General features: G+C 69.1%; 23 protein-coding genes. 7 read left to right on the plus strand and 16 right to left on the minus strand.

Annotation, left to right across the window (positions count from 1 at the left end; translation table 11 throughout):
* Positions 1 to 50 precede the first annotated feature (50 nt).
* Positions 51 to 2,267 carry an acyl-CoA dehydrogenase family protein gene (locus tag DFQ14_RS08845; RefSeq protein WP_114452664.1) on the minus strand — a complete coding sequence of 739 codons (2,217 nt, stop codon included), beginning with the start codon at positions 2,265 to 2,267 and terminating at the stop codon, positions 51 to 53.
* A gap of 198 nt (positions 2,268 to 2,465) precedes the next feature.
* Between DFQ14_RS08845 and DFQ14_RS08850 the strand changes: the two genes are divergently transcribed.
* Positions 2,466 to 3,104: a class I SAM-dependent methyltransferase gene (locus DFQ14_RS08850; RefSeq protein ID WP_114452857.1), complete on the plus strand. Its 639-nt coding sequence runs from the start codon at positions 2,466 to 2,468 to the stop codon at positions 3,102 to 3,104.
* On the opposite strand, the gene DFQ14_RS08855 is transcribed toward DFQ14_RS08850, so the two are convergent.
* From DFQ14_RS08855 to DFQ14_RS08865, 3 genes are read right to left on the minus strand one after another with little or no spacing between them, the layout of a single operon-like run.
* Positions 3,060 to 4,151, minus strand: coding sequence for a prenyltransferase (locus DFQ14_RS08855; RefSeq protein WP_114452666.1), 1,092 nt, complete (start codon positions 4,149 to 4,151; stop codon positions 3,060 to 3,062). The genes DFQ14_RS08850 and DFQ14_RS08855 overlap by 45 nt on opposite strands.
* Positions 4,144 to 4,869: a class I SAM-dependent methyltransferase gene (locus DFQ14_RS08860; protein ID WP_114452667.1), complete on the minus strand. Its 726-nt coding sequence runs from the start codon at positions 4,867 to 4,869 to the stop codon at positions 4,144 to 4,146. The genes DFQ14_RS08855 and DFQ14_RS08860 overlap by 8 nt, the downstream gene beginning before the upstream one ends.
* A gap of 4 nt (positions 4,870 to 4,873) precedes the next feature.
* Entirely contained in the window at positions 4,874 to 6,112 is a 1,239-nt protein-coding gene (locus tag DFQ14_RS08865) for a glycosyltransferase family 4 protein (protein ID WP_114452668.1), read from the minus strand.
* A gap of 134 nt (positions 6,113 to 6,246) precedes the next feature.
* On the opposite strand from DFQ14_RS08865, the gene kstR reads away from it, so the two are divergent.
* Positions 6,247 to 6,873 (plus strand): cholesterol catabolism transcriptional regulator KstR, encoded by a 627-nt coding sequence (gene kstR, locus DFQ14_RS08870; protein WP_114452858.1) that lies wholly within the window; start codon positions 6,247 to 6,249, stop codon positions 6,871 to 6,873.
* A gap of 109 nt (positions 6,874 to 6,982) precedes the next feature.
* Here the strand turns inward: kstR and DFQ14_RS08875 are convergent, their stop codons facing one another.
* The 7 genes from DFQ14_RS08875 to DFQ14_RS08905 form a co-directional block, all read right to left on the minus strand.
* Positions 6,983 to 8,023 carry an MBL fold metallo-hydrolase gene (locus DFQ14_RS08875; protein ID WP_420810143.1) on the minus strand — a complete coding sequence of 347 codons (1,041 nt, stop codon included), beginning with the start codon at positions 8,021 to 8,023 and terminating at the stop codon, positions 6,983 to 6,985.
* A gap of 62 nt (positions 8,024 to 8,085) precedes the next feature.
* Positions 8,086 to 9,276 carry an NADH:flavin oxidoreductase gene (locus DFQ14_RS08880; RefSeq protein WP_114452859.1) on the minus strand — a complete coding sequence of 397 codons (1,191 nt, stop codon included), beginning with the start codon at positions 9,274 to 9,276 and terminating at the stop codon, positions 8,086 to 8,088.
* Between the two features lie 44 nt (positions 9,277 to 9,320).
* Positions 9,321 to 10,484: an acetyl-CoA C-acetyltransferase gene (locus DFQ14_RS08885; RefSeq protein WP_114452671.1), complete on the minus strand. Its 1,164-nt coding sequence runs from the start codon at positions 10,482 to 10,484 to the stop codon at positions 9,321 to 9,323.
* 180 nt (positions 10,485 to 10,664) lie between these two features.
* Positions 10,665 to 11,825 (minus strand): sulfotransferase family protein, encoded by a 1,161-nt coding sequence (locus DFQ14_RS08890; protein WP_114452672.1) that lies wholly within the window; start codon positions 11,823 to 11,825, stop codon positions 10,665 to 10,667.
* 20 nt (positions 11,826 to 11,845) lie between these two features.
* On the minus strand, positions 11,846 to 12,640 hold the full coding sequence (locus DFQ14_RS08895) for an SDR family oxidoreductase (RefSeq protein ID WP_114452674.1): 795 nt from the start codon (positions 12,638 to 12,640) through the stop codon (positions 11,846 to 11,848).
* Positions 12,641 to 12,644: 4 nt separating this feature from the next.
* Positions 12,645 to 13,835, minus strand: a complete 1,191-nt coding sequence (locus tag DFQ14_RS08900; protein WP_114452675.1) for a hypothetical protein — start codon at positions 13,833 to 13,835, stop codon at positions 12,645 to 12,647.
* A gap of 124 nt (positions 13,836 to 13,959) precedes the next feature.
* Positions 13,960 to 14,442 (minus strand): nuclear transport factor 2 family protein, encoded by a 483-nt coding sequence (locus tag DFQ14_RS08905; RefSeq protein ID WP_114452677.1) that lies wholly within the window; start codon positions 14,440 to 14,442, stop codon positions 13,960 to 13,962.
* Positions 14,443 to 14,714: 272 nt separating this feature from the next.
* Here DFQ14_RS08905 and DFQ14_RS08910 point away from each other — a divergent pair, with 272 nt between their 5' ends.
* A complete protein-coding gene (locus DFQ14_RS08910; RefSeq protein WP_114452679.1) occupies positions 14,715 to 15,515 on the plus strand; it encodes a 3'(2'),5'-bisphosphate nucleotidase CysQ in 801 nt (266 codons plus the stop codon).
* Between the two features lie 40 nt (positions 15,516 to 15,555).
* Here the strand turns inward: DFQ14_RS08910 and DFQ14_RS08915 are convergent, their stop codons facing one another.
* Positions 15,556 to 16,347 (minus strand): SDR family oxidoreductase, encoded by a 792-nt coding sequence (locus DFQ14_RS08915; protein WP_114452681.1) that lies wholly within the window; start codon positions 16,345 to 16,347, stop codon positions 15,556 to 15,558.
* 479 nt (positions 16,348 to 16,826) lie between these two features.
* Between DFQ14_RS08915 and DFQ14_RS08925 the strand changes: the two genes are divergently transcribed.
* Positions 16,827 to 17,006, plus strand: a complete 180-nt coding sequence (locus DFQ14_RS08925) for a helix-turn-helix domain-containing protein (protein ID WP_257233610.1) — start codon at positions 16,827 to 16,829, stop codon at positions 17,004 to 17,006.
* Positions 17,007 to 17,095: 89 nt separating this feature from the next.
* On the opposite strand, the gene DFQ14_RS08930 is transcribed toward DFQ14_RS08925, so the two are convergent.
* Positions 17,096 to 17,635, minus strand: a complete 540-nt coding sequence (locus DFQ14_RS08930) for a DUF488 domain-containing protein (protein ID WP_114452683.1) — start codon at positions 17,633 to 17,635, stop codon at positions 17,096 to 17,098.
* 158 nt (positions 17,636 to 17,793) lie between these two features.
* Here DFQ14_RS08930 and DFQ14_RS08935 point away from each other — a divergent pair, with 158 nt between their 5' ends.
* Positions 17,794 to 18,636 carry an MBL fold metallo-hydrolase gene (locus DFQ14_RS08935; RefSeq protein ID WP_114452684.1) on the plus strand — a complete coding sequence of 281 codons (843 nt, stop codon included), beginning with the start codon at positions 17,794 to 17,796 and terminating at the stop codon, positions 18,634 to 18,636.
* A gap of 63 nt (positions 18,637 to 18,699) precedes the next feature.
* Here the strand turns inward: DFQ14_RS08935 and DFQ14_RS08940 are convergent, their stop codons facing one another.
* Complete coding sequence (locus DFQ14_RS08940; protein WP_114452861.1) at positions 18,700 to 18,993, minus strand: hypothetical protein; 294 nt, start codon at positions 18,991 to 18,993, stop codon at positions 18,700 to 18,702.
* 107 nt (positions 18,994 to 19,100) lie between these two features.
* Here DFQ14_RS08940 and DFQ14_RS08945 point away from each other — a divergent pair, with 107 nt between their 5' ends.
* On the plus strand, positions 19,101 to 19,301 hold the full coding sequence (locus DFQ14_RS08945) for a DUF2795 domain-containing protein (RefSeq protein WP_114452685.1): 201 nt from the start codon (positions 19,101 to 19,103) through the stop codon (positions 19,299 to 19,301).
* Positions 19,302 to 19,368: 67 nt separating this feature from the next.
* Here the strand turns inward: DFQ14_RS08945 and DFQ14_RS08950 are convergent, their stop codons facing one another.
* Positions 19,369 to 20,430, minus strand: coding sequence for an AI-2E family transporter (locus tag DFQ14_RS08950; protein ID WP_114452686.1), 1,062 nt, complete (start codon positions 20,428 to 20,430; stop codon positions 19,369 to 19,371).
* 156 nt (positions 20,431 to 20,586) lie between these two features.
* Entirely contained in the window at positions 20,587 to 21,153 is a 567-nt protein-coding gene (locus tag DFQ14_RS08955; RefSeq protein ID WP_114452688.1) for a hemerythrin domain-containing protein, read from the minus strand.
* 254 nt (positions 21,154 to 21,407) lie between these two features.
* Between DFQ14_RS08955 and DFQ14_RS21850 the strand changes: the two genes are divergently transcribed.
* Positions 21,408 to 21,575, plus strand: a complete 168-nt coding sequence (locus tag DFQ14_RS21850) for a hypothetical protein (RefSeq protein WP_158546681.1) — start codon at positions 21,408 to 21,410, stop codon at positions 21,573 to 21,575.
* Positions 21,576 to 21,662 lie beyond the last annotated feature (87 nt).

Consider the following 21,662-nt stretch of genomic DNA (forward strand, 5'->3'; position numbering starts at 1 on the left):
TGTGCCGTGCCCTCCCGCGGTGCGGGCCCTCGAAGCGGTCACCGGCAGGTTCACGCGCGCGGCAATCCGAGAATCCGCTCGGCGGCCACCGTGAGCAGGATCTGTGTCGAACCGCCCGCGATGCTCAGACAGCGACTGAGCAGAAACTCGTGAGCGGGCCCGGCGGCCGCACCGTCCACGGCGGCTCCGTCCGGCCCCAGCAGTTCCAGGGCGGCCTCGGCCGCATCCTGGCGGTGCCGGACCCCGACGAGCTTCTCCACACTGGACTCGGCTCCCGGCTCCCGGCCGTTGAGCCGGCGCACCGTGGCCCGCAGTCCCAGCAGCGAAACCGACAGTCCCTCGGCCACCTGCGTGCCGATGCGCTCGTACTCGTACGACTCCGTCGCCCGGTCCTCGTGGTGCGCCAGCCCGAGAAGTCGTTCGACCTCGGCGCCCAGCGAGGAACCACCGGCCATCGCCACCCGCTCGTTGGCCAGGGTCGTCCGGGCCAGCCGCCAGCCCTGTCCGGGATCGCCGACCACATTGCCGTCCGGGACGAACACGCCGTCCAGGAAGACCTCGTTGAACACCGCCTCGCCGGTGATCTCCCGCAAGGGGCGCGTCTCGATACCGGGATCGGTCATGTCGACGAGGAAGTAGGTGATCCCGCGGTGTTTGGGCGCTTCGGGATCGGTGCGCGCCAGGCAGATCGCCCAGTCGGCCTGCCGCGCCAGCGAGGTCCACACCTTCTGCCCGGACAGCCGCCACCCGCCCGGCTCGCGCTCGGCCCGGGTGCGCAGCGACGCGAGGTCGGACCCCGCTCCGGGCTCGCTGAACAGCTGGCACCAGGTGATCTCGCCGTGCAGTGTCGGCCACACGAACCGTTCCTGCTGCTCTCGGGTGCCGTGTTCGAGAACGGTCGGAACCGCCCACGCCCCGATGGACAGGTCCGGGCGCTGAATGCCGGCCCGCTGCACTTCCTCGTCGATGATCGTCTGCAGGGCGGGTCCGGCCGCGAGTCCGTAGGGTTCGGGCCAGTGCGGCGCGAGGTAACCGCACGCGCTCAGCCGGGCACGCTGCTGTTCCGGAGGAAGCGCCGCGATCCCGGCCACCGTCTCGCGCACCGCGGCGCGGTCCTGCTCGGCTCCCGCGGGAAGTTCCCCCGCCACCCGCAGGTTCCGGCGCATTCCTCGCAGGGCCAGATCGGCCGTTCGCCTGCGCCAGCACGCGGACCCGCCGAGCAGCCGGCGCAGCGCCAGTGCCCGGCGCAGGTACAGGTGCGCGTCGTGCTCCCAGGTGAAGCCCGTTCCGCCGAGCACCTGGATGCAGTCCTTGGCCGTCTCGACGGCGGCGTCCAGCACGACGGAACCGGCCGCGGCAGCCGACAGCGGGTGCTCGTGCGGAGCCGTGTCACAGACCCGCGCCGCATCCCACGCCAGTGCTCCGGCCTGCTCCACCCGGCACAGCATCTCGGCACACAGGTGTTTGATCGCCTGGAACGAACCGATCGGGCTGCCGAACTGTTCACGCGTGCGGGCGTGCTCAACGGCCGTGCGCAGGCACCACCCGGCCACCCCGGCGGCCTCGGCCGCTGCCAGCGTCACCGCCAGGTCGCCGACTCCGGTGGTGTCCAGCCCGGGCACCAGGGCGTCCGCAGCGACCTCGGCCTCGTGCAGCGTGAGCCCACCCAGCGAGCGGGAAAAATCCAGGGCGGGGCGGTCGGTGAGCCGCACACCCGGGTGTTCGGCATCGAGCACGAACCACACCTCGCGGGCATCCCGATCCCTCCGCGCGCACAGCAGCAGGTGGGAGACCTCCCCCGCATCGGGCAGCAGGTCCACGTCGCCGGAGACGGTCAGTCCCCCGTCGCCGGTCTCCACGGCCCGCAGCGTGCCGGGGTTCGTGGCCACGGCGGCCGAGGCTCGGCCATCGGCCAGCCGCGGGAGCAGCTTCTCGGCCAGGGGCGCATCCGGGCTTCGGTCCAGCAGCACCCCCGCGAGCACGCTGGACAGCAGCGGCCCCGGCACCAGCGCCTCGGCTGCCTGCTCCAGCGCCGCGGCGAGATCCGCGACACTGCCGCCGGCACCGCCGCATTCCTCGGACAGCGCGATCGCGAGCACGCCGATGTCGGCGAGCTCCTTCCATCGCCCCTCCCGGTCACCGGGAGCCGGCCGAGGATTCCGTTCTCCCGGCTCCCGGTTCCGGACCTCCGAGGTGTCGAATCGACCCGCCCACGCACGGATCGATTCCTGCAGTGCCTGCTGCTCGTCGGTGATCGCGATCGGCATGGCGCCTCCTCGTCGGTGCCGCCACAGCCTAATAGAACATGTTCTACATGCGCCAGAGTCCGAAACCGATCGGGAGCGCACCATCAGTAAGCTTGCTCGGCAGCGGCAAGCGAAACTCCCACCGACAAGGAGAACCCCGTGCAGCAGGGACCGGCGGCGCCCCCGCAACCGGCACACCACGAGCAGCCACCGGCGACGATGCCGGAGGACCTGCTTCGGCAGGCCGAACGAGCAGTCGGATTCATGCCCACCGACGAGGGGCTGGCCCTGCACCGGGCGGCTTCGGAGTATCTCGGCACGGGACTCGCCCTCGAGGTCGGCACCTACTGCGGCAAGTCGACGATCTACCTCGCCGCCGCAGCGCGAGCCACCGGCGGACTGGTCGTCACAGTGGACCATCACCGGGGCTCCGAGGAGCACCAGCCGGGCTGGGAGTACCACGACGCGGACCTGGTCGATGCCGACACCGGCAAGCTGGACACCCTGGGCGAGTTCCGTCGCACGATCGCCCGGGCCGGGCTGGAGGAGCAGGTCGTCGCGATGGTGGGGTCCTCGCCGGTGACCGCCGGTTTCTGGCGCAGCCCGCTGTCCGTGCTGTTCATCGACGGCGGCCACACCGACGCCGCCGCCACCGCCGACTTCGAGGGCTGGGCACCGTGGGTGACGCCGGGAGGAGCACTGCTCATCCACGACGTCTTCCCCGACCCGAACGACGGTGGCCAGGCCCCCTACCGGATCTACCGGCGTGCGGTGGACAGCGCGGCGTTCCGCGAAGTACGCGCGGCCGGCTCCCTACGGGTGCTCGAGCGTGTCGGTGGAGAGGTCGGCCGTCTCTAGACAGCCGCAGTCGGCATCCGCCAGCCCGGTGGGAAGGTCGTCGGCACGAAAGATCCCGTTGCCCGGCGTGGTCCGAGACAGGGCGTCGGCGGCCAGGATCACGGCCGCACCGGTCCAGGTGGTGCGTTCCTCGGGCCAGCGCTTGCCGTCGGCATAGACCAGACCCGTCCAGTAGGAGCCGTCCGGATCCCGCAGGTGCTGCATCGCGGTGAACAGCTCCACGGCCGGGATCCGCTCGCCCACCGCGTCCAGGCTCAGCACCAGCTCGCAGGTTTCCGCGCCGGTGACCCACGGGTGGTCGTTCACGCAGCGCACGCCCAGTCCGTCGACCACGAAGTCCGCCCAGCGGTCGAACAGTCGCCGCTTTCCGGGAACACCGCGCAGCGCCCCGCCGAGAACCGGGTAGTACCAGTCCATCGAGTAGCGGTCCTTCAGCGTGAACGCCTCCGGGTGATGCCGCAGCCTGTGTCCGAGTCTGCCGAGCGCGACTTCCCAGTCCGGCTGCGGCTCACCGAGGTGGTTGGCCACAGCCAGCGCGCAGCGGAGACTGTGGTGGATGCTGGAACAGCCCGACAGCAGCGCCGCCCCGCCCGTCCTGCCGTACTGGTCGAGCACCCAGTCGATCTCCCCGCGTTCCCGCTGCACGCCCAGCACGAAATTCACCGCCCGCTGCACCGACGGCCACATCCGCTCGGCGAAGCCGTCGTCACCGGTGATCAGCAGGTGGTGCCAGACTCCCACGGCCAGGTAGGCGCAGAAGTTCGTGTCGGCGGCGTCGTCCTCCACCCGGCCCTCGCGCACCTGCAGCGGCCAGGAACCGTCCTGCCGCTGCGTGCGGCGCGACCAGTCGTAGGCGTGTTCGGCCTCGGAGATCAGTCCGGCCACCGACAGCGCCATCGCGGACTCGACGTGATCCCACGGGTCGACGTGGCCACCGGCGAACCACGGGATGGCTCCCGAGCTCTCCTGCGTCGCGGCGATCGACCGCGCGGTTTCGACGACCCGGTCGGCCGGCAGCACTCCCTGCACCTCGGGAACGTCAGGCAATGCCCGCCTCCGGCTTGCGCAGGTAGAGCACCAGACTTTTGCCGAGTACCGGGTTGAGCAGCTGCTCGGCCACCCGGGTCGGCCACGGCCGCTGCATGAGGTCCCACACCAGCAGCCGGTGGTACAGCTTCGTCAGCGGGTGGTCCTCGCGATCCACTCCCACCGCGCACTTCAGCCACCAGTACGGCGCGTGCAGGGCGTGCGCGTGGTGCCGGTGCACCGGCTGCAGGCCCGCCTTGCGCAGTCTGGTGAGCAGCTCGACGGCCGTGTAGATCCGCACGTGACCGCCCTCGACCTCGTGGTAGGCGTCCGACAGCGCCCAGCACACCCGTTCCGGCAGCCAGTTCGGCACCGTCACGGCGACACGCCCTCCCGGCTTGACCACGCGCACGAGCTCGTGCATGGCCTTCTCGTCCTCCGGGATGTGCTCCAGGATCTCGGAGGCGACGACGTGATCGAAGGACTCGTCGGGAAACGGCAGGTCGAGTGCGTCACCGGTGAGCGTGCTCGCGCTGGCACCGGACGGCACCTGGCCGTCGGCGTCCATGGCGGCGAACATCGTGGCCACGTTCTCCAGCTCGGCGGCATCCTGGTCGAACGCCACGACGTGGGCGCCACGCCGGTACATTTCGAAGGCGTGCCGCCCGGCACCACAACCCAGATCCAGTACGCGTTGCCCCGCCCGGATGCCGAGCGTGGTGAAGTCCACTGTCAGCACTGCTTCACTGCCTTTCCCTCATCGCCTCGATCGCCTCCGTGTAGCAGTCCACCGTGGCCGCGGCCACGGACTCCCAGCTGTACCGGTGCAGCACCCGCTGCCGCCCGGACTCGCCCATGCGCCGCCCGCGCTGCGGATCGTCGAGCAGAGCTCCCAACGCCCGCGTGAGGTCCTCGGCGTCTCCCGGCTCCACCAGGTCCGCATTCTGCCCGTCCGGACCGGCGACCTCGGGAATCGCACCCGCCCGACTGGCCACCAGCGGGGTCGCACATGCCATGGCCTCGACGGTGGGCAGCGAGAATCCCTCGTAGAGCGAGGGCACGCAGGCGATCTCGGCGGAGCCCAGCAGACCTGCGAGCTCGTCGTCGTCGAGCCCGCTGACCGTGTGCACGGCGTCGCCGATCGCGAGTTCCTCGATCAGCCGTTCGGTTGTCCCGCCGGGAGTCGGCTTGGCCACCAGGACGAGTTCCACCTCGCGCTCGGTGCGCAGCTTGGCGACCGACTCCAGCAGTGTGCCGATGCCCTTCAACGGCGTGTCCGCGCTGGCCATGGCGACGATGCGCCCGGGAACCCGCGGCGCGGCAGGAGGCCGGAACACGGTGGGGTCCACACCGAGCGGGACCGTGGTGATCCGCTCCGGGGCGACGCCGAAGTCGGTGCTGATGTCCGCGGCCGACGACTGCGAGACCGTCAGCAACCGCGGGAGACTCCGGGCCACACGCCCCTGCATGCGCAGGAATCCGTACCAGCGACGCACGGTGAGCTTGCGCCACCACGTGGCCGCGGCCAGGTCCACCCGGCGATCGTGCGTGATGGGATGGTGCACCGTGGAGACCAGTGGCACCCCGACGCGGTGCAGCGAGAGCAGACCATGGCCCAGGGACTGGTTGTCGTGGATGATGTCGAACTCGTCGGCACGGTCGCGCAGGATCCTCGCCGCACGGAGGCTGAAGGTCCACGGCTCGGGGAAGCCCGCCGTCCACATGACCGCGAGCTCGGCGAGGTCGATCGAGTCGCGGAACTCGCGCCAGTGCGGGGTGCGGAACGGGTCGGACTCCCGGTACAGGTCCAGGCTGGGCACCGGGGTGAGCTGCACACCGGGGTCGAGCTCCGGGTACGGCTGGCCCGAGAAGACCTCCACGTCGTGCCCGAGCGCCATCAGACCACGGCTGAGACGCTGCACGTAGACGCCCTGACCGCCGCAATGCGGCTTACTCCGGTAGGACAGAAGTGCGATTCGCACGGTTCACCTCACGCAGCCGCCACGACACGGACCGGGTATACTGAAACATGTTCTGAACGAAACCCGTTCGTTCAGCTTAACCCGTCCGTGTGATGGGACGACCGGCCTCCCACGAACATCGAGGGATCGACTCCATGGAAACCACGCCGCGACGGCACGCGGCCGCGTCCAACGTCCTGAACCCGCTGGCCGACGAGACAACCGGCTCCGCAGCTCAGAACGAGCGTCGCAGGCGGATCATCGACGCCACGATCGCACTGGCCACCAAGGGCGGCTACGAGGCCGTCCAGATGCGAGCGGTGGCCGAACAGGCCGATGTGGCCCTGGGCACCCTCTACCGGTACTTCCCGTCCAAGATCCACCTGCTGGTGACCGGGCTGGCTCGGGAGTTCGAGCGTGCGCAGGAACGTCTGGAGCGCACCAGAATCCCCGGGGAGACCCCGTACGAGCGAGTCCTGTTCGTGCTGAACCGCACCACCCGGAGCCTGCAGCGCAACCCCCAGCTGACGGAGGCGATGACGCGCGCGTTCATGTTCGCCGACACCTCCGCGGCCAACGAGGTCGACCAGGTGGGAGCGCTCGTGGACCGGTTCTTCACCCGGGCCATGGCCGACGGCGAACCGACCGAGCGGGAGCAGGCGATCGCCCGCGTCATCAGCGACGTGTGGATGTCGAACCTGGTGGCCTGGGTCACCCGCCGGGCTTCGGCGTCCGACGTGTCCAACCGGCTGGAACTGACCGTGCGTCTGCTGCTCGGGTGACATTTCCCATAAGGAATGCCTTCACCATGACCTGGCGCGGTGGTCGGTGAACCGCCTTCTCAGATGCAGTCCTTCCAAGAGAAGGGGTTGCCCAGCGTTGGAGGCCACATCAGGTAGCGACGGTCCGGTACTCCACGACTCCGTCCACGGTCGACGATCGCAGCGAGCCACGGGCGACGAGCACATCCAGGTGTGCGGCCGTTTCGCCGATGGCGAGTACCCGGTTGAATTCGTCCATCTCCTCCAGATGCCGGTTGTGCCGGGTCCAGCCGAGCTTGAGCGCCGCTTCGTGAGCCGTGCCCGCACCGTTCCGGATCGCCTGCTCGGTCTGCTTCAGCCGCTCGTCGTGGTGGGCGAGCAACTCGTCGACGCGGGTGTGCACACTGTCGGCGATCGGCCCGTGCGCAGGCAGAAGGTGCATGTCCGGGTAGCTGTGCATCAGCCGCAGCGAATCGAGGTAGTCCCCGAGTGGTAGCTCCGCACGCGCCGGTTCCAGCCCGATGGACGGAGTGATGTGCGGCAACACGTGGTCTCCGGAGAACAGCAGCGAGGAGTTCGCGTCGACGAAGACCACGTGACCCCGGGTGTGTCCCGGCGTGGGCACGGCACGCAACGTGCGCGTCGTCAGTTCGATCTCCGCCGTGCCCTCGATCCAGTCGTCGGGCATCTCGTAGTGGTCCGGCGGCTTGTCGTCCCCGTCCCGGGCACTTTCGACCAGCGCGGCGAGCTCGCCGGCACCCCACCGGCGCAGCTCGGAGGCCTGGCCGTCCGCGCGCCCGGCGAGGATGTTCTCCAGGGAGGGCTGCTCTCCGATGCCCAGACTCACGGACGTGCCGAACGTCCTGCGCAGCGTCACACCGAGCGTGTAGTGGTCCCGGTGCACGTGCGTGACCAGGAACCGCCGCACGTTCTCGAACCCGTAGCCGAGCTTGCCGAGCGCCGTTTCGAGCTGGTCACGCGCTTCCTCGAGTGCCCATCCCGAGTCGATGAGCACCAGTTGCCCACCGTCCTCGATGGCGTAGACGTTGACAGCTCGCAACCCGTCGCTGGGCAGGGGAAGCGGGATCCGGTGCACTCCCGGAGCCACCTCGAACACTCCCGGCTCGATCCAGGCGTGCCGCCCCTGCGTCGCCCCGTCCGACAAAGTCAACCTCCCGGGTTCGCCTCGTTGCCGTCCCAGACTACTTCCGGCGGTGCGCGCGGCAGCGCGGGTCACTGTTGCGCGAGGACGCAGTGTGTGCCTTGTTCGCGATCGTAGATGGTCGGCATGCACTTGTTGCAGTGGATGCACAGCGACCTCGTCGCTTCCTCCCGCTGCATCCGGTCGAGCAGGTCGGGTTCGCGCAGCAGGGCGCGGGCCATCGCGACGAACTCGAACCCCTCGGCCATCGCCAGGTCCATCGTCTCCTTCTGCGTGATGCCTCCCAGCAGGATCAGCGGCATGCTCAACGCCGACCGGAACTGGCGGGCCTGGTCCAGCAGGTAGGCCTCCCGGTAGGGATACGAGTGCAGGAACCGGCCCCCGAACAACCGCAGCGCCGTGCGCACCGGCTGTTTGAACCCGGCGGCGAACTCCCGGACGGGCACGTCACCGGTGAACAGATACATCGGGTTCAACAGCGAGCTGCCCGCGGTGAGTGCCAGCGCGTCCACACTCCCGTCCGCTTCGAGCCACCGCGCCACCCGGATGCTCTCGTCCAGCCAGAATCCCCCGGGCACGCCGTCGTCCATGTTCAGCTTGGCGGTGACGGCGATCCGGTCGCCGACCTCCTCGCGCACCGCGCGCGCGATCCCCAGCGGAACTCGCGCGCGGTTTTCCAGCGGGCCTCCGAACCGGTCGCCGCGCTTGTTGAGCACCGGGCTGAGAAAGGAACTGGCGAGGTAGTTGTGTCCGAAGTGGATTTCCACGGCGTCGAAACCCGCCTCGACGGCGGTCCGTGCCGCCTGAGCGTGCGCCCGGGTGATGCGCTCGATGTCGGTCTCGCGAGCCGCCTTGGTGACGCGCATGCTGATCGGGTTGAGCTGCCGCGTGGGCGCGAGCGCGGGCTGCCTGTTCGACCGGGCGTCGGCAACCGGACCGGCATGGCCGATCTGTGCGCTGATCGCGGCCCCCTCGGCATGGACCGCCTCGGCCAGGCGGCGCAATCCCGGCACCGCCTGGGGGCGCATCCACAACTGCCTGCGCTCGGTACGCCCTTCCGGAGCCACCGCACAGTAGGCCACGGTGGTCATCCCGACACCGCCGGCAGCGGGACGCACGTGGTAATCGATCAGGTCGTCGGTGACCAGCGCGTCCGGCGTCATCCCCTCGAAGGTCGCCGCCTTGATCGTACGGTTGCGCAGCGTCAGCGGCCCCAGCTTCGCCGGGGCGAAGACGTCGGGAGCCGGAGATGCGGTGGCCATGATGTCCCCTTCCGAAGCAGTCCTCTCGCCGTTGTCCACCGGACTCAGCCGAACCGTTCGAGGATCGTGACGTTGGCGGTCCCACCGCCCTCGCACATGGTCTGCAGCCCGTACCGCCCCCCGGTGCGCTCGAGCTCGTGCAGCAGGGTCGCCATCAGCTTCGTTCCCGTGGCGCCGAGGGGGTGACCGAGGGCGATGGCGCCACCGTTGGGGTTCACTCTCGCCGGGTCGATGCCGATCTCGCGTTGCCAGGCCAGCACCACGCTGGCGAACGCCTCGTTGATCTCGACGACGTCCACCTGCTCGGCGGTCAGGCCGGCCTTGTCCAGGGCGTGCCGGGTCGCGGGGATGGGCGCCGAGAGCATGAACACCGGATCGTCACCGCGCACGCTGATGTGGTGCACCCGCGCCCTGGGGCGCAGGCCGTACCGCTCGACGGCCCGCTCGGAGGCCACCAGCAGTGCCGAGGCACCATCCGAGATCTGGCTGGACACCCCCGCCGTGATGCGGCCACCGTCCCGGAGCGTTGCGAGACCGGCGAGCTTGTCCTTGCCGGTGTCCCGGCGCGGTCCCTCGTCCTGATGCACCCCCGCGATCGGGGCGAGCTCGGCATCGAAGCGACCGGAGTCGATGGCCTCGACCGCGCGCCGGTGGCTGGTCAGGGCGAACTCCTCCATGTCGTCACGGGAGATGCCCCATTTCTCCGCGATCAGCTCGGCACCGTTGAACTGGGTGACCTCGTCGTCACCGTAGCGCCGCTGCCAGCCGTCCGAGCCCGAATCCGGACCGTAGGCGACCGGGAAGCCCAGGTCCGCGCCGCCGCGGAGCGCACTGCCGATCGGGATCGCGCTCATGTTCTGCACCCCACCGGCGACGACCAGATCGGCCGTGCCACTGAGCACCGCCTGAGCACCGAAGTGCACCGCTTGCTGCGAGGACCCGCACTGGCGATCGATCGTCACCCCGGGTACGTGCTCGGGGAATCCGGCGGCGAGCCAGCCCGTGCGGCCGATGTTGCCTGCCTGGGCGCCGACCGCGTCGACACACCCCCACAGCACGTCGTCCACATCCGCCGGGTCGATACCGGTCCGGTCGACCAGCGCACCGAGCACGTGGGCCGACAGGTCGGCCGGGTGGATCCCGCTGAGCCAGCCGCCGCGCTTGCCCACCGGCGTACGCAGGGCATCGACGATGTACGCCTCGGCCATGTTCACTCCTCGTCTCGCCACATCCCCGCAGGCGACTCTCGGCCCGGGGGCGCAAACCCGGCCACAACCCTGCACGGGATCACACGATGAAGCAAGCACCTGCTTGGTAGAGCGGAGTTGCTCCCTCGGCTTCCCGGAGGGTCGAGCTTCGATGACCCGCCACCGACTCGCCCTCTCGGCTCACCGCAGATAGGCCTGTCGGTAGCGGGCGAACCGCTCGTCGACCTCCTCGGCGGTCAACCCGAAATCGGAGAGCGCGTAACGATGGGCGGGGCGGCGATCGCTCGCCTTGCCGTCCGCGTGCACCTTGGCCATCGCCGCACGTGCCCGCTCGGTGAAGGGCAGTCCGAAGTGGTCGTAAACGGCTTCCGCGGTGCCGAGCGGGTCGGCCGTGAAGTCCTCGTACTGCACATCGACGAATCGGGCGGGATCGTAGCGGGCGCGGTCGGCCATGAACCGTTCGATGCCGCGTGCCCACAGATCGAGCTGATCGCGGCCGATGACCTCGTCCCGGAACACGTGCGAGTGTCCCTCGGTGGCATGCCTGCTGAGGCTGCTGGAGGAAGCGATGACGGTGCGGGGATCGCGGTGTGTCTGGATGATCAGGGCGTCCGGGTAGACCGCCATGATGGCATCCAGAGCGAACAGGTGACTGGGATTCTTCAGCACCCAACGACATCCGGCGTCGTTGAGCCCGATCAGTTGCAGATTCCGCCGGTGCCTGCGGTAGGCCTGCGTCCAGTCTCGGGCGGCCAGCCACTCCGAATAGTCCGGGACGTGCGCGAGACTTTCGAAGGAGACCGACATCATCGACTGCCGCAGGAGCTGCCAGCACTCCTCCACCGTGTCGGCCGACATGTAGTGCACCCCCATGAACTCGGGGTTTTCCACGTGGTGGTGGCGGTAGCCCTCCTGCAGCCGCCGGAACACCGGGTTGTCCTCCCAGGTTTCCCGCGGCGGTCGGGGCTGCGGGACTTCCGTGAGCCACAGGTCCGGACCCTGGTGCTGCGGGTCCGCGCAGAGCAACCGGTGCAGCGCGGTGGTGCCGGTCCGGGGCAATCCGGTGACGAAAATCGGTCGCTCGATGGCGACATCGGTGTACTCGGGATACCGCTGCCAAGCTGCCTCGCTGAACTGGCGGGCCATCAGCGCACCACGTAGCTGCGCACGCGTCACCTTGTTGCCCCGGGGCGTCAGCCCGGCCTGGCGCGCGTAGGAGTCCAGCAGCACGCCGAGCCCTTCCCGGTGGTCATCGTCGCCGAAGTCGTCGAGCCCGGTGACCCTGGCCGCCGAGTCGTGCAGGTCCTCGACCGTGCCGACACTGGCACGTCCTGTTGACATGAGTTCGCTCCTCGAGCGGGTCAGTGGTGGTATTCCCCGCCGTTGACGTCCAGGCATTGGCCCGTGATCGCACGAGCCAAGGGGGAGGCGAGAAAGACCACGGCGTCGGCGATCTCGTCCGGCTCCGGCAGCTTGCGCAGGTCGAGGTTGGCCGCGGTCTCGTCGTAGACCTGCTGGGGGTCCACGCCGCGTTCGCCTGCGAGGTGGTCGAAATACCACTTGAGCGAGTCGGCCCAGATGTAGCCCGGGGCGACGGTGTTGACCCGCACGCCTTTCGGACCGAGCTCGGTGGACAGGTTCTGCGCGAGGGCGAGCAGGCTCGCCTTCGTCATCCGGTAGGCCCCGAACAGCCGCTGCGAGTGGCGCAGCACCGAAGAGTTGATCATTACCACCGAGCCGCCGCTCTCGGCGAGCGCGGAGGTGAACAGCCTGGTCAGCCGCAGTGCGGCGAGGACGTTGGTCTCGAAGCCGGCTCGGATCCGTTCGAAGTCGGCTTCGGCGAGATCGGCCAGGGGCGGGATCACGAACGCGTTGTTGACCAGCGCGTCCACCCGCCCGAACGTCTCCAGCACGGTCTCGACGAGGTGCCCGGCCGCGTCGGCGTCGGTGATGTCGGCGGCCACCGGTAGTGCTCTGCGCCCGAGATCGGTGATCTCGTCGGCCACCTCATCGAGACGGGAGCCCGTTCGCGCGGCAAGCACGACATCGGCCCCGGAGCGGGCGCAGCGCAGGCCGATGGCCCTGCCGAGCCCGGGGCCGACTCCGGATACGAAGACGACTTTCCCGTCCAGCAACGTCGGTTCCGCGGGTGTCATCGCCTCAACCCAGCATCCGGTCGGCGACAGCGGCCTGCCGTGCGGCGATTCGATTCCGGCGTTCCTGCGGCGTCACGCGCGCCCGCTCGTAGTACGGCAACCGATGCGGCAGCTCGTCCATGTCGACGATCTCGACCTCGGGGCCGTCGGCGGGGGTGAGCGCACGGGCGAGCCGCTGCCAGCGAAGCTGCACATAGCCACGGCGATGACCGGTGCACTCCAGCCAGTTGGCCAGGCCGGGGTCGCGCTCGCCGATCACGAAGCGGATCCTGCCGTCCGGGTCGATACGCGCCTGGTCGGTGTTCAGGCTGGTCTGGTGGTTGATGAAATCCATCGAGACATACCACATGCTGCCGAGCTGGATGCCCTGGTAGGGAGCTTCCGAGGCAGGCACCGTGACCACCATCGCCTCTTGCTCGGCGAGGTCGTAGTGACCGACCGAGGAGAACTGCGTGCTGAGCCCGCCGGGCGTCGAGCGGGGCTCGGTCAGGGTGTTGACCGGCAGGTTCAGGTAGTACCACTCGGGAAAAGCGAGGAACGTCTTCAGCTGGGACAGCAGGATCTTCCCCGCGGCGCTGTAGCGCTTGGCCGGTAGGTCCCCGTCCGGTGCGGGCGGGGACGTGCCGATGCGGTCGGCGCGCTGGATCCGGATCGTGCCGGGCCGCTCGGTGTTCCAGTCACTGTAGACCTCGCGCACCAGCAGCATCGCCGCACCGGAGCCGAGAGTGAAGTGGTCCGGGCCGGCCGCTGCCGTGCCCGCCTCCCCGGATGCGGCACTCGGCTGGAACCGCAGTTCGAAGGTGCCGTCCGCACCGATCGTGATGTCCCGGTCGTCGAAGGCGCTCAAGCTGCCCGGCACGTCCGCCGGTGAGTAGTCTCCGTCGAGGACCTGAAAGCTCAGGTCCGCGGTGCTGCCGCGGGTTCCGGTGACGAGGTACTCCGCATCCGGCCGGATGCGGGCACTGAAATACAGCGTGTCGGGGTTGTCGAGGCCCACCTTGGTGGCGGGCGTGGCCGAGCGGATGAAGCGGGGAAAGTCGCGCTCGTAGGCCCACGCCGACTGCAGTGCCGCGCGGATGCTCCCGGCGAGGTAGTCGTAGCCCTCGAGCAGGTCCTGTTCCGACTCCACGTGCGGAGCTTCCGCGATGATCTTCTCGGCTTGGACGATCGCATCCGCGAACGACTGCGTGAGCACAGGCGGCTCCTTCGCTGACCGGTCCCGGCGGGCGAAGGCCACCGGAGAGCGGATTTCTCCCGACGAGAGACTAGAACCAGTTCTAGTAAAGGTCAACGGTGCCCGCCGGGGGCGGGCGCGCGACTCACCCCGCGACGGCGTCGGCCCACCGGTTCGCGGTGAGCCGGAAGCTGGGCACGTCGTCCAGCGACAGCGTGGCCTCGTAGAGGCGCACGTAGCCGGTGTGCTCGATGCGCCACGCACCGTCCGCCTCGCGCCGGTAGCGATCCTCGTAGTAGGCCGAGCCCCGGATCATCAGCCGGTGCCGGTGCACGATCACCGTGTCGTCGAAGCACCACGTGCCCGCGGCCGTGTCCCCGTCGATGTCGATTTCCGGCTGGCTGCACGAGTGCACGGTGATGATGTCCGGGCCGAGGTTCTGCCGCATGAATTCCACGATCGCGTCGCGTCCCGCGAGCCTGAGCGGCTCGCCGCGGACGGGGGTGCCGTAGTCGGCGGTGGCCTCCTCGGTGAGCGTGCCGGCGAGTTCGTCCCAGCGTTTCAGGTCGATGCTGCGCAAGTAGCGGTACTTCACCCGGCGGATCTCCTCGAGCGCGTGCAGATCCATGTCTCGCCTCGCTTCCATCGGCACCTGCTCTGGGTAGCTTCCAACGTCGCTTGACCTTTTTCAAGAACTTGTTCTACTTTTTCCACCACCGGCAGGTTCGATGATGGCCGCGACATACGAGCTGTCCCACCTGCAGACCACGGTGCTGCTCCGGGGCACCACCGAGCACGGATCCGGTGCGGTGTTCGACAGGCAGGCATCCCACGTCACCGGGCACGACGCGGCGGTGACCCGGCGGCGCAGGCCGCCGTCGTCTTCGACATGCTGGAGCGATGAGCATCGTCGAGGAAGGGCCGCAGCGGGACTCCGAGGACGTCACCGATGCGCGGCTCGCCGAGCAGCTGGCCCGGCAGGCCGGTGAGCTCCTGGTGGAACTTCGTGGCAGGCAAGCGGATGCCGACCCCGGCGAACTGCGCGAGCAGGGCGACCGCGAGTCCGACGAGTTCCTGCTGCGCCGTCTCGCAGCACAGCGGCCGCACGACGCGGTGCTGTCCGAGGAGTCCACCGACGACTCCGGACGTCTGGGCAGCAGTCGGGTGTGGATCATCGACCCGCTCGACGGAACCCGGGAGTTCGGTGCTCCCGGAAGAACCGACTGGGCCGTCCACGTCGCGCTGTGGGAAGCAGGCCGCGGAATCACCGCCGCCGCCGTGGCCCAGCCCGCACGCGGTGTCGTCCACACCGGTGAGAACGCGATCCGGCCTGCCGCGAATGCGCGGTCACGGCAGCATCCCCGGATCGTGGTCAGCGATACCCGGCCACCGCCCTTCGCCGACGAGCTGGCCGCTGCTGTCGGTGCCGAGCTCGTCCCCCTCGGTTCGGCCGGCGCCAAGGCCATGGCCGTGTTGAGCGGTGAGGCCGATGCCTACGTCCACTCCGGTGGCCAGTGGGAGTGGGATTCCGCCGCACCGGCCGGGGTCGTACTCGCCGCGGGACTGCACGCCGGCCGCATCGACGGCACGCCGCTGCGGTACAACCAGCCCCACCCCTACCTTCCGGGCCTGCTGATCTGCCTGCCCGAGCTCGCCGATCCCCTGCTCGAGGCCATCGCCGCGAGCACCCGGACGGGCTGAGAGGCCGAGGCAGGGACCAGAGGGCCGCCCTCCTGCCGGGCTACACCGACCAGACGGCGGGCCAGTCCTTGGCGCGCAGCATCGCGTCGGTGCCGCCGTCGGCATACACCACCGACCCGTGCAGCAGGCCGGCGTCGTCGCCGAGCAGGAACTCCGCCAGCGCGGCGATTTCCGTTGCCGCGCCTGGGTTTCCCCGTGGGGTCGGGAACGCGTCGACGAACTCACCGAGCTGCGGGTCGGCACGCACCTCGGCGGTCATCGCGGTGTCGATGAATCCCGGGGCGATCGCGTTCAGCCGGATCCCGCTCCCGGCCCACTCGGGGGTGGGGGCGCAGGTGCGCACATACCAGGCGATGGCGGCCTTCGTCGCCGGATAGGTCGCCACCCCGCCGTGTTCCTCGGCCAGCGCGCGCGCCCGCGGTTCGTCACCGGCGAGGCAGGCCTCGGCCACCTCCGTCGGCCAGTTCGGCTGACACGTCGTGGAATTCGAGCTCAGGCACACCACCGCGGGCTGCGCTGCGGCGGCGAGCGTTCCGTGCAATCCCTCGAGCAGCGCCACGGTGCCGAAGTAGTTCACCGACACCAGGTCGGAACCCGGCCGGGTCGAGGTGCCCGCGAGCCCGGCACAGGTCACGAGCCCGTCGAGGCGGCCTTCGCAGAGCTCGCCGATGCGCTCGATCGCGTTCGTACGGCCCTCGGCGGTACCGAGGTCGCACTGCACCTCGGAGTCTTTCAGGTCGATCCCGATGACTCGATGCCCCCGGTCGGCGAGCCGCCGCACCGTGGCGGCCCCGATACCGGACGCCGAACCTGTGACCGCGATCGTCGTCATCGCTCTCCCCGGATATGCAGCAGACGTCGGGAAGCGCCGGTGGTCGTAGAAGTAGCGAACTCCGGCGCACACCACGGAAATTTACTGGAACACGTTCTACATATCCAGCCCCGCCTGCTGCATCGGCACGGATTCATTGCCGCGTCCCCGAATCGGGCTCTCTGCCCTGCTCGGCGAGCAGGGCGGCCCAACAGGCGCCGCAGGTGGGGATCCATATCCAGTCCATCTCCGAGGGCGCCGCCAGCGGCACGGTCACACCGCAGACCGTCTCGGCCTGCGAACACCCCGACCACCGCCGGGCACCCCGAAAGGCGTACCGCCTGCCGTCCGGGTGCGGTACCGGCATCCAGTAGTGCCGCTACTCCTCCGACTTGATCTCCATTGGACCTCCAACTGTGCCAAACGTGCTATCTGTGCTCTCTGTTCTAAAAGTATCAACGGACGCGCAATAAGGCTACGAAGCTCATACGTTCGGCGTCGTGCCGCATCTGTTGACATCCAGTGAGGTGGCCCGAGAGTTGGGCGTGAGTCGCACGACCGTTGCGCGCTGGGTGCGTGATGGCTGGGTGGTACCTGCCGTTGTCACTGCTGGAGGGCAGGCGCGGTTCGATCTGGCCGAGGTGAAGACCCAACTGCGGGAACGACGCAACGAGGACTGAGCACCCGCTCCCGCTGTATCGGCCGGCGGGTGAGCGGCTCAGCCGCTTCCGTCACGCAGGCACCCGGCCGCAACGCAAGCCGGTCCCGCCTATGCACCAAATGACTGTTGCCCCGCGTCGTACACCAACAATCCGTCGTCGCGAACCCGGACACCGTCGATGGCCCGGTGTTCGGACAGCCGCCCGTCGTGCATCAGGTGGGCGACCTCGATGCCGTGCACCAACCGGACATAGTCGGCGATCAGGCGGCGGTGGCACCGCCACCACACGCTCTCGCTGCACATCACCGCACTCGGGTGCTCACCCACCTCGGCCAGCAGCTCCCGCACGGCTTCCCGGAACTCCCCGGTGCGCATGTGCCCGGCATAGCCGCGAAACGCGCGATGCTTCCAGGCCCGGTCCGGTGAGTCCTCGGCCGGTTTCCGGAAACCGCCGAGCCGCTCGTCCCAGCGATACCCGAATCCCCGTGCGGGCAGCGATCGTTCCAACTCGCTGCGGGCAAACCAGGGGTGCCTGCGGCTGCCGGGCGCGCTGCGCACATCGACCACGGTCACCACTCCGGCGTGGCCGAGCAGTTCGGTGAGTCCCTCCAGTGAGGCGGTGCCGTGCCCAACCGTCACCACTCGCATGCCGACTCGTCTCCGCTTCGCCGACCGGTGCCGTACCACCGGCGCTCTTCCGCCCTGCAGACCCTTCCGCCGATCGTCCTCCATCCGGATGGTGTCCCGGCACAGAACAGCCGGGTATCCCGGCGGCATCCCTTCACGAACCACGCAGAGGAGTCGCCGTGAACACGACGATCGAGTTGCCGCAGCGGGAAACCGAGGACTTCGACCAGGGCGAGGTGTACTTCATCGGCAACGCGACCACCCTCATCCGCTACGCGGGCTTCACCATCCTGACCGACCCGACCTTCCTGCACCGGGGCGAGCACGTGCACCTGGGACACGGCACCTACGCGCGCCGCGAGGTGGAGCCCGCCTGCCAGATCGGCGACCTCGGCGAGCTGGACCTCATCGTGCTCTCGCACCACCACGGGGATCACTTCGACGACGTGGCCGCCCGGGAACTGGACAAGGACATCCCGATCGTCACCAACGAGCACGCCGTGCAGCAACTCACCGAGCAGGGATTCACGAGCGGGTACGCACTGGACACCTGGGAATCCCAGGAGGTCGTCCGAGGCGATGCGAGCCTGCGCATCACCTCGATGCCCGGCAAGCACGCCCCGGACCACGTGGCGGGTCTGCTGCCCCCGGTCATGGGGTCCATGCTCGACTTCCACCAGGGCGACGATCACCGCTTCCGGCTCTACATCACCGGGGACACGCTGCTGCACGAGCGGCTTTACGACATTCCTCGCTGGTATCCCGACATCGACCTGGCGCTGGTCCACGCGGGCGGAACGACGCTGCTGGGCACCGTGGTGACCATGACCGGACAGCAGGCCGTGCGTGCCGTGGAGATCGTGCATCCCCGCGAGGCGATACCGATTCACTACAACGACTACTCCGTCTTCCAGTCCGGGCTCGACGATCTGCGGCAGGCGGCAGGCGAGTCCTCCGTCGACACGGAGTTCCACTACCTCACCCACGGCGAATCCCACTTCTTCCGGCGATCCGAACGCTGACCGCACCACCGATCCGGTGCTCGGCCGACCGCAATGAGCGGGGCACGGTGGGGAATGTCGCCGTCAGCCGGGCTCGCCGCGGCGCTTGCGGTGCAGCACCCAGAAGAAATCGATCAGCGCCACCACGGCGAGGACGAGCAGGATCCAGCCGAACCAGGCCAGCGGCGGAAGGAAGTACAGCACCAGTATCCCGAACACGGTGCAGGAGACGAACCCGAAACCTGCCAGCCACAGTCGCAGTGTCAGCGCGCTCAGTCCGGAGGGCGCCCCGGTGGCGCGGGCAAGGTAGTCGTGGTAACCGGGCAGGCCGCGCTCGTACTCGGCACGGCTTCGTTTTCCGTCGCGTTTGCCTCGCATCACGCCACGCGGCTACCCCGCCACGGCCGAGTCATACGCACGCTCGTCGATTAATCCGCGTCGTGGCGGGTAACAGCAGAGCAGGGCATCGAACCGGGAGGTGACCGATGACGCAACAACCCGATCCGCTGCACGTGCAGGAATTCTTGACCGGCATCATCGACTATCCCGTGAGCAAGGAACAACTGGTCCGCAATGCCGAGCAGGCCGGAGCCGACGACGAGGTGCTCCGCGCCCTGCGCACCCTGCCGGACCGGACGTACGACGGGGCCGATGCCGTCAGTGCCGAAGTGGCGCAGGGAACCTGAGCCCGCGTCCCGGTGGCCTCACCGCACCCACCGTCTCGATCCCGAGCGCACCGACGGGACGGGGTGCTCACTGCCAGGAGCTTTCGCGCGCACGCACGTGTTCGAGCACGCGTTCCACACAGGCGGTCACCGGCACCGCCAGGAAAGCACCGAGCACGCCCAGAAGCGCGGCACCGACGGCGATGGCGACGAGCACGACGAACGCGGGCAACCGGATCAGCTTTCCCATCACCAGGGGCTGGATGACATTGCCCTCCAGTTGCTGGACGGCGAGCACCACGCCCAGTGCGATGAGGGCGGTGATCACCCCGCGCTCGGTCAAGGCGACCAGCACGGCAATCCCTCCCGAAACGGTGGCACCGATATAGGGCAGGAAGGCTCCGAAGTAGACCAGCACCGCCAGTGGCAGCGCCAGCGGGACATCGAGCAGGAACAGGCCTACGCCGATGAGCACCGCGTCGAACAGTGCCACCACCAGCAAGGCACGGAAATATCGGCCGATGAGCTGCCAGAGCTGCACGGCCAGCGCCCAGACCTCCCCCTGTCGGGAGGCGGGGAGCCATCCCACCAGCGCCGAAGCCAACCAACGCCCTTCGGCCAGGTAGAACAGCACCACCACGAGCAGCAGCACGGTCGATGCCAGCGCGGTCACCACCATGCCGAGTGCGGCAGGCAACGAGCCGCCGCCGAAGAATCGTGTGGCTGCTTGCCGGGCGATCGCACGCACATCGACGTTCGCACCGACGAAGGGCAGGCGCGCCAGCATCGCATCGAGCCGCTCAGTCGCGCGGCCGAGGGCGGACCCCAATTCCGGCAACTGCGCGAGGAAGGACGGCACCACCAGCGCGACCACCCCCGCGACCAAGGCGAGGGCGGCCACCAGGGCCGTCAATGCCGCCAACGGCCGGGGTAGGCGCAATCGGCACAGCACGTCGACGACGGGAACCAGCGCGGCCGCCACGAACAGTGCCAGCACCACGGGCACCACGACGGAAGCCAACCGGGAGGCGGCCAGCCACGCGAGCACGAGCACGGCGATGATGCCGAGCGCCGCCCACGCCTTCTTCCCCGCTCGCAGTATCGGCGTTTCGCCCCCGTCCTCGCTGTTCGATGCGCGCCCGCTGTTCACCGACCCGTCCCCCGAAGCTTTCCCGGCACCTCCGTCACCGACGCTGCCCTTCGGGACTCAGCCCAGCCGTGCTGACCGGCAGGCCGCAGGAGTCAGCGGCCCACCGGTCAACGGGGCAACGGCACCGAAGGGCGACTCGGTACGCGCCACCGAGCGTCAGTGCGAGCGGCCGGTGAGCGCGTCACGGGCCCGGTCGACAAGGCCGGCACCCGGGTCGAGGATCTTGTTCATGGGCGGCTTGGTGGGCGAGGAGGGGTGCGGCCGGGTCGGCGCGGTCTCCTTGGCCTGCTGGATCTTGCCGCCGAGTTCCTCGAGCCGCTCGGAGCTGCAGGACTGGCGCAGCTTCGGGAACAGATCGTTCTCCTCGTCCTGCACGTGGTGACGGATCGACGAGATCAGCTCGTTGGCGGTGTTGGTGAACTGCTCGTCGTGCGGATCGAGGCTTTCGAGCTGCTTCATCGTGCGCTCGGCCTCGGCATGCTCGGAGATCTCGTGATCGGCGATCTCGTTGCCGTCGGGCAGGGTCTCCCGTGCCGTCGGGTAGAGGTACTGCTCCTCGGCAACGGAGTGCCGGACGAGCTCGGTGATGATGTGGTCGATGAGATTGCGCCGTTGCTCGGGGGTGAGCCCCCCGCTTTCGAATTGCTGGAACGCCTCTTCCACGCTGCGGTGGTCGTCGATGAGCATGCCGATCATGTCGCGTTGCCGGGTCGCCTCGGACATCGACTCGTCCTCCTGAGATCGAAGTGGTGCCTTACTACCGCGGTGTCTACCCACGGGCGGGGGCGTCCATACATTCCCGGTCGCACCGAAGGGGGTGAGGTTTTCGCGTGCTCGGGCGGGGTAACCGGGAAGAACCTGGTGAGAACGCCGATGGCGGGGACGGCGGAGTCGCTGTGCGACCGAGCTGCTGTGCGGCGACGTTGTGGCACACCGGCCACGCCCCGCCTTCGTGTGAGGAGAAACAGGCGATTGCGATGCACCATCCCGATCCGGAGATCACCGTGAACCCGGAAGCCGACGAGGCGACCACAGGATCCATCGCGCCCGGCCAGCGTGCATATCCGAGCCGCTTTCCCACTCCGGCCGAAATCGATGCGAACGGCGATGAGCAGGACAGCTCGATCTGCCGCGGTTACGACTGACGCGGGCTCCGGGCCGGGCGCGGCCGGAAGGCTTCACCGCATCGGTGCATCAGCGCGCCCGGTATCCGTGATTCTGCCACGCTGAGG

Origin of the sequence: Halopolyspora algeriensis, from assembly GCF_003337235.1 — a bacterium.
Lineage (GTDB): Bacteria > Actinomycetota > Actinomycetes > Mycobacteriales > Pseudonocardiaceae > Haloactinomyces > Haloactinomyces algeriensis.